A 6,799-nucleotide genomic window follows, 5' to 3' on the forward strand; every position below is an offset into this window, starting at 1 on the left:
ACCAGGCAAGGAGATCCAGTGCTCGACGCCGACTTCTTCCGCCGTTGGATGACGGCCACCGCCGCGTCCGTCGACCGCGAGGCGGAACGGCTCACCGCCCTCGACTCCCCCATCGGGGACGCCGATCACGGCAGCAACCTCCAACGCGGGTTCACGGCCGTCGTCGCCGCCCTGGAGAAGGAGACCCCGGGCACACCCGGCGGGGTTCTGACCCTCGCCGGACGCCAGCTGATCTCGACCGTCGGCGGCGCCTCGGGGCCGCTGTACGGGACGCTGCTGCGCCGCACCGGCAAGGCGCTGGGCGATGCCGGCGAGGTCAGCGCGGAGCAGCTGGCCGAGGCTTTCCGGGCGGGGGTGGACGCGGTCATGACGCTCGGCGGTGCCGCCCCGGGCGACAAGACCATGATCGACGCGCTGGTGCCCGCGGTGGACGCGCTCGGCGATTCGTTCACGGCGGCCCGCACCGCCGCGGAGGAGGGCGCCGTGGCGACGACGCCCCTACAGGCCCGCAAGGGACGGGCGAGCTATGTGGGCGAGCGCAGCATCGGCCACCAGGACCCGGGCGCCACATCGGCGGCGCTGCTGGTCGCGGGACTCGCGGAGGCCGCCGGTGAGTGACGAGCAGGTGGTGGGAATCGTGCTGGTGTCGCACAGCGCGCAGGTGGCCGCGTCGGTCGCGGAGCTGGCCAAGGGGCTCGCCGGCGGTGGCCCGGTGGTGCCCGTCGCTCCGGCGGGCGGCACCGAGGGCGGCGGGCTGGGTACGAGCTCGGAACTGATCGCCGCGGCGGCCGCGTCCGTCGACCGCGGCGCCGGGGTCGCCGTCCTGACCGACCTGGGCAGCGCGGTGCTCACGGTGAAGGCGCTGCTCGCGGAGGGCGATGAACTCCCGGAGCGGACGCGTCTGGTGGACGCGCCCTTCGTGGAGGGTGCGGTCGCCGCGGTCGTCACGGCGTCCACCGGGGCGGACCTGGCGGCGGTGGAGGCGGCCGCCACGGAGGCGTACACCTACCGGAAGGTGTGAGTGAGCGACGGCTGCGGCCGGGCCCGCCCGGACGGCGGTGTGCCCGGCCGCAGGCGTGAGTGTGACACGCCGTCAGCCGCTCAGCTCCCGTCCGCCGCGCCGGCGCCGGCGAACCGCCTCACCACCCGCTCCCCCTCCGTCACGGCCGCCGCGTGGTCCTCGATGGGTGACACTCTGGTGTTCTTGAAGACGATGTAGGTGACGCCGGAGGGTACGCCGCCGCCGTGCGGGTCGGCGCGGATACCGAGGGCCTTGGCGGTCGCGTAGGACGCCTCCCCGATGATGCCCTGCGGGCCGGTGTCGCCGACGACCGCGTACTGCACCCGGTCGCGGTAGACGACCGCCACCACGGAACCGCCGCCGATGCCGTGCTCCCGGTAGTCCCAGAGGGCGCTCGGCGCGGGTACGACGATGAAGGGCAGGCGTTCGGCGCTCAACGGGCGCCCGTCGGACTGGGCGTAGGCCGTGCTGGCGGCGAAGTACGGGTCGGTGCGGCTGTTGCAGCGGGGTCCGGGGCGGCCGTCGCAGTCGATGTCCATGTCGGCTTTCCAGAACACGGCGTCGCGGGTGCCGCAGACCGGGATGTTCGCGGGGGCGCCGTTGTCGCTGCGGTAGCGGCCGTGCGAGACGGGGGTGCAGTCCCGCACCTTGGCGAGCAGCTCGGCGGCGCTGACGGTGCTCTCGCGCCATACCGCGGGGTGGGGTGGGGCGGCGGGCGGTGTCGTGGGGGCGAGCAGGGCGGCGCTGGCCGCGGCCAGGGTGAGCGACTGGACACGCACGATACGGGAGCCTCTCGTGGGGGACCTGACGGGCACTCAGCCCAATCTGGGCCCGGGGCGATCACCCGGCCACCGTTGGGGGGCCGGACGGTGCACGTCCCCAACCCCCGACAGGGGCCGGGGGCCTGAGTCCGTGTGAGACTCCGGCCGCCCGGCCGCCTGCGCCGGCGCGGGATCTGCGACGACAGCTGTCCGCGCGACAGGCCCGAACTGCCCGGTGTCCGCCAGGAGTTCGGCCGTGAGGATCCTCAGCATACGTAACTCTCCCGGGTGGTCGCGCCCGGCGGGGGTGACGCTGCGATCCGGAGGCGGCGTCCGCGCCACGGGCGACGCCCTCTTGATGGGACCGCGCCGACAGCGGCATATTGGTCCGGACCATTCATGTGTGCCACCCCCGGGAGGCCGTGCCGTGCGAAGCCGTTCCGCCGCCTCGACCCTCCTGCGCAACCTGGCGCTCTGCGGCGCTCTCGCGCTGGCCGCCTCCTGCGGGTGGGCCGGAGCGGAGGAAGGGGGCGGCGGTGCCGTGCCCGGTGCGCCCACGGGTGTCACCGCCGCCGCGGGCAGCGCGACGAGTGTGCACGTCATGTGGAACGCGACCGCCGGGGCGGAGGTCTACGAGGTGTATCGCGGCACCACGAAGGTCACCGAGGTGCCGGGTTCGAAGCACATGGTGGACGTCACCAGGTTGCGGCCTTCGACGCAGTACGCCTTCTCCGTACGGGCACGCGACACCGACGGGCGGCTGGGCCCGCCGAGCCGCACGGTGCGGACGAGGACGCCCGCGGCGGTCGCCGACGACCGCTCCGCGCCGACCCGCCCGGCGGCGCCCCAAGGCCGGGCGGCCGGAAGCCGGGCCGTCCAGCTGTCCTGGTCCGCCTCGGCGGACGACCGGGGCGTGGTGTCGTACGACGTCCACCAGGGGGCTACGAAGATCCACAGTGTGGGCGGTGGGCAGACGGCCACGGTGCTCACGGGGTTGCGACCCGGCACGCCCTACGCGTTCACCGTCCGGGCCCGGGACGCGGCCGGCAACGTCTCCCCCGCCAGTGCCACCGTCCGCCTCACCACCCCGGGCGCGGGCGACGGACGCGCCACCGCCCCCACGGGCTTCCGGGCGACGAGCCACCGCGAGGACGGGGCGTACCACGTCGACCTGAGCTGGGTGCCGCCCCGCGTGGACGGTGCGGTCGCCGAATACCAGATCCATCTGGACGGCCGGCCCGCCACGTCCCTGGTGTACGGCGGCAGCACGCCGCGCGACCGGGCCACGTACAGCTTCTACGTGGGGCGCGAAGCCGGCGTCACCCACCGGGTCCGCGTCCGGGCGATGCTGCCGGACGGCACCTGGGGAGGCTTCTCGGCGGAGCGGGCGGTGACGACGGGCGCGGCGCGCTGACACAGCCCGCGCATCAGCCGGGAGCGGGAACCCGTCACCTGCACGGGGGCGCTCGGAGTGCGGCGGAGGCCCAGGGCGCTTTGGCTGACTCCGAGGCAGCACGGGCGTTCCCCGACCCTCGGCGGCGCAAGGGATGTACCGCCAACCGTGCCGCCGGAGGGCAGTCCACATGCGCAACTCATCGTCAGTTCTCCGCTCCGGCCTGACCGTGGCAGTCGCCGCGCTGCCCCTCGCCCTGGCCTCGGCCGCTGTCGCGGGCCCGGGCATCTCCGTGAGCACGACGGGGTCCACGGTGTCGGTCACGACCAGCTCGTGCACGCAGATCAACGGCAGCTGGGGCACCGCCTCACTCCTCACCAGCAGTCAGGGCAGCTTCGCCCAGGGCCGCCAGGTGACGCTGTCGGGGACGTCCACGAGTCAGTCCGCCGCCTGGTCGAACGTCAGCCCGGGCACGTACACCGTGATCGTCATCTGCTCGGACGGCACCACCGCCGGCACCCAGTCCGTCGTGGTGTCCACCGCCCCCTCCCCGTCGCGGTCGGTGACCCCCTCGGCCTCGCCGTCCCGCGGCGTCATGGGCGGGGTCGGCGGGTCCTCGACGGACTACGGCACCGTCACGCTGGTGGCGGGCGGCACACTGGTCGGCTCGGGTCTGCTCGGGGCGGCCTGGTACCTGCGCCGGCGCAACAAGCCGCACCGGCTCTGATCCGGTGCGAACGGCGGCCCGCCCCTTCCGAAGCGCTCCGGTCGGGCGGGCCGCCGTCATGTCGCGGCGAGGACGGGCGGGGCGCTCAGGTCGGTTCGCCGTCCGGGAGTTCGGCGACATCCGCCAGGGCGCGCCGCAGCCACTGGGTCCAGAAGGTCTCCAGGTCGATGCCGGCCCGCAGCACCAGATGCCGCAGCCGGTCCTCGGTGCCGTCCCGGCCGGGCGGGAAGTCGCGCCGCTCGATCTCCTCGTACTCCGCCAACTGCCGCTCGTGCAGTTCTAGATGGCGCCGCAGATCGGTCTCCAGGCCCGCCGTGCCGACCACGGCCGCCGCCCTGAGCCGCAGCAGCAGGGTGTCGCGGTGCGGCTTGGGGTCCTGGGAGGCGGAGGTCCAGCGGGCCAGTTCGGCGCGGCCCGCGGGCAGGACCTCGTAACTCTTCTTCTGCCCGCGGGCCGGCTGCGGTGACGGCAGGGCCCTGATGAGGCCGTCGGCCTCCAGTTTCCCGAGCTCGCGATAGATCTGCTGGTGCGTCGCCGACCAGAAGTAGCCGATCGACCGGTCGAACCGGCGGGTCAGCTCCAGCCCGGACGACGGCTTCTCGAGCAGGGCGGTGAGGATCGCGTGCGGGAGTGACATGGCCTCATCCTAGGGACGCGTCACCGCACTACAGGGCGGCCGCGAGCTCGGTGCCCTGCTTGATGGCGCGCTTGGCGTCCAGCTCGGCGGCCACGTCGGCGCCGCCGATGAGGTGCGCGCTGCACCCGGCGGCGAGCAGCTCCTCGTACAGGGCGCGGCGCGGCTCCTGCCCCGTGCAGAGCACGACCGTGTCGACCTCCAGCACCGTGCTCTCCTCGCCCACCGTGATGTGCACTCCGGCGTCGTCGATCCGGTCGTAGCGCACGCCCGGGACCATGGTGACGCCGCGGTGCTTGAGTTCGGCGCGGTGGATCCAGCCGGTGGTCTTGCCGAGGCCGGCGCCGACCTTGGAGGTCTTGCGCTGGAGCAGGTGGACGGTGCGCGGCGGGGCGGGCCGCTCGGGCGCTGCGAGCCCGCCGGGGCCGCTGTAGTCCATGTCCACGCCCCACTGGCGGAAGTACGTGGCCGGGTCCTCGTGGGCCTTGTCGCCGCCGTCGGTGAGGAACTCGGCGACGTCGAAGCCGATGCCGCCCGCGCCGAGGACCGCGACCCGGTCGCCGACGGGGGCTCCGTCGCGCAGGACGTCGAGGTAGCCGACGACGCTCGGGTGGTCGACCCCGGGGATCTCGGGGGTGCGCGGGGTGACGCCGGTGGCGACGACGACCTCGTCGTAGCCGTCGACGTCCGCGACCGTGACGGGCGTGTTCAGCCGGACGTCCACGCCGTGCCAGTCGAGCTGGGTGCGGAAGTAGCGGAGCGTCTCGTCGAACTCCTGCTTGCCCGGGACCTTGCGGGCGACGTTGAGCTGGCCGCCGATCTCGCTCGCCGCGTCGAACAGCGTCACGTCGTGCCCGCGCTCGGCGGCGGAGACCGCGCAGGCCAGCCCGGCCGGCCCGGCGCCGACGACCGCGACGCGCTTGCGCAGCCGGGTCGGGGAGAGCACGAGCTCGGTCTCGTGGCAGGCGCGCGGGTTGACCAGGCAGGAGGTGATCAGGCCGCTGAAGGTGTGGTCGAGGCAGGCCTGGTTGCAGCCGATGCAGGTGTTGATCGCCTCGGGCCGGCCGGCCTCCGCCTTGGTGACGAAGTCGGGGTCGGCGAGCATCGGGCGGGCCATCGACACCATGTCGGCGGCGCCCTCGGCGAGCAGTTCCTCGGCGAGTTCGGGGGTGTTGATGCGGTTGGTGGTGACGAGCGGGACGGACACCTCGCCCATGAGCCGCTTGGTCACCCAGGTGTACGCGCCGCGCGGCACGGAGGTCGCGATGGTGGGGATGCGGGCCTCGTGCCAGCCGATGCCGGTGTTGATGATCGTCGCCCCGGCGGCCTCCACGGCCTTGGCGAGCGTGATCACCTCGTCGAGCGTCGAGCCGCCCGGGACGAGGTCGAGCATGGACAGCCGGTAGATGACGATGAAGTTCTCGCCGACCGCCTCGCGCACCCGGCGCACGATCTCCAGCGGGAACCGCGTCCGGTTCTCGTACGAGCCGCCCCAGCGGTCGGTGCGGTGGTTGGTCTGGAGGGCGATGAACTCGTTGATGAGGTAGCCCTCGGAGCCCATGATCTCGACACCGTCGTATCCGGCCTGCCGGGCGAGGCGGGCGGCACGGACGTAGTCCTCGATCGTCCGCTCGATGTCGGCGTCGGTGAGCTCGCGGGGCGGGAAGGGGCTGATGGGTGCCTGGACGGGGCTCGGCGCGACGAGATCCTGGTGGTAGGCGTACCGGCCGAAGTGCAGGATCTGCATCGCGATCCGCCCGCCCTCGCGGTGCACGGCGTCGGTGATGACCCGGTGCTGCTCCGCCTCCGCCTCGGTGGTGAGCTTCGCGCCGCCCTCGTAGGGGCGCCCCTCGTCGTTCGGGGCGATGCCACCGGTGACGATCAGGCCCACTCGCCCGCGGGCGCGGGCGGCGTAGAAGGCGGCCATGCGCTCGAAGCCACCCTCGGCCTCCTCCAGGCCGACGTGCATGGAGCCCATGAGGACCCGGTTGGGCAGGGTCGTGAAGCCCAGGTCGAGGGGGGTCAGCAGGTGCGGGTAACGGCTCATCGGGCCCTCCGTGCGCGGTGTCGTGCCTGTAGTTGTAGAGGACTACCGACGGTTTATGCAACTAGTTGCACAAGGTGATGGAGGGCACAGGAGGGCCATGACCCGGGGCCTTGGACCGGTGGGTCCCGCCTGGTCGCACTGCTGGTGGAGATCGCCGGGGGGGGCGGCCCGTCCCGCACCTACGAGAACGCCAAGGCGATGATGTACGGCGACCCG

The 6,799-nt window shown here is 73.5% G+C and carries 7 protein-coding genes; 4 read left to right on the forward strand and 3 right to left on the reverse strand.

Features of this window, described 5'->3' with window-relative positions; translation table 11 throughout:
* Nucleotides 1-18: 18 nt before the first annotated feature.
* Together dhaL and AB0E85_RS36015 are read left to right on the forward strand one after the other, a co-directional pair.
* Nucleotides 19-618 carry a dihydroxyacetone kinase subunit DhaL gene (gene dhaL, locus AB0E85_RS36010; RefSeq protein WP_361936528.1) on the forward strand — a complete coding sequence of 200 codons (600 nt, stop codon included), beginning with the start codon at nucleotides 19-21 and terminating at the stop codon, nucleotides 616-618.
* Nucleotides 611-1,021 (forward strand): PTS fructose transporter subunit IIA, encoded by a 411-nt coding sequence (locus AB0E85_RS36015; protein WP_361936530.1) that lies wholly within the window; start codon nucleotides 611-613, stop codon nucleotides 1,019-1,021. The genes dhaL and AB0E85_RS36015 overlap by 8 nt, the downstream gene beginning before the upstream one ends.
* Before the next feature lie 80 nt (nucleotides 1,022-1,101).
* Here the strand turns inward: AB0E85_RS36015 and AB0E85_RS36020 are convergent, their stop codons facing one another.
* Nucleotides 1,102-1,800, reverse strand: a complete 699-nt coding sequence (locus AB0E85_RS36020; RefSeq protein ID WP_361936532.1) for a glycoside hydrolase family 75 protein — start codon at nucleotides 1,798-1,800, stop codon at nucleotides 1,102-1,104.
* A 409-nt stretch (nucleotides 1,801-2,209) separates the two neighbouring features.
* Between AB0E85_RS36020 and AB0E85_RS36025 the strand changes: the two genes are divergently transcribed.
* Nucleotides 2,210-3,196 carry a fibronectin type III domain-containing protein gene (locus AB0E85_RS36025; protein ID WP_361936534.1) on the forward strand — a complete coding sequence of 329 codons (987 nt, stop codon included), beginning with the start codon at nucleotides 2,210-2,212 and terminating at the stop codon, nucleotides 3,194-3,196.
* A 169-nt stretch (nucleotides 3,197-3,365) separates the two neighbouring features.
* On the forward strand, nucleotides 3,366-3,902 hold the full coding sequence (locus tag AB0E85_RS36030) for a hypothetical protein (RefSeq protein ID WP_361936536.1): 537 nt from the start codon (nucleotides 3,366-3,368) through the stop codon (nucleotides 3,900-3,902).
* A gap of 85 nt (nucleotides 3,903-3,987) precedes the next feature.
* Here the strand turns inward: AB0E85_RS36030 and AB0E85_RS36035 are convergent, their stop codons facing one another.
* Together AB0E85_RS36035 and AB0E85_RS36040 are read right to left on the reverse strand one after the other, a co-directional pair.
* Nucleotides 3,988-4,539 (reverse strand): PadR family transcriptional regulator, encoded by a 552-nt coding sequence (locus tag AB0E85_RS36035; RefSeq protein ID WP_361936538.1) that lies wholly within the window; start codon nucleotides 4,537-4,539, stop codon nucleotides 3,988-3,990.
* Nucleotides 4,540-4,567: 28 nt separating this feature from the next.
* Nucleotides 4,568-6,583 (reverse strand): NADPH-dependent 2,4-dienoyl-CoA reductase, encoded by a 2,016-nt coding sequence (locus tag AB0E85_RS36040; protein WP_361936540.1) that lies wholly within the window; start codon nucleotides 6,581-6,583, stop codon nucleotides 4,568-4,570.
* Between the last annotated feature and the right edge of the window lie 216 nt (nucleotides 6,584-6,799).

It is taken from the genome of Streptomyces sp. NPDC029044 (assembly GCF_040637495.1).
Taxonomy (GTDB): Bacteria; Actinomycetota; Actinomycetes; order Streptomycetales; family Streptomycetaceae; genus Streptomyces.

Coding starts and splice junctions, on each gene's coding strand:
- AB0E85_RS36030 (WP_361936536.1), top strand. CDS start 3,366: ATGCGCAACTCATCGTCAGTTCTCCGCTCCGGCCTGACCGTGGCAGTC.
- AB0E85_RS36035 (WP_361936538.1), bottom strand. CDS start 4,539: ATGTCACTCCCGCACGCGATCCTCACCGCCCTGCTCGAGAAGCCGTCG.
- AB0E85_RS36040 (WP_361936540.1), bottom strand. CDS start 6,583: ATGAGCCGTTACCCGCACCTGCTGACCCCCCTCGACCTGGGCTTCACG.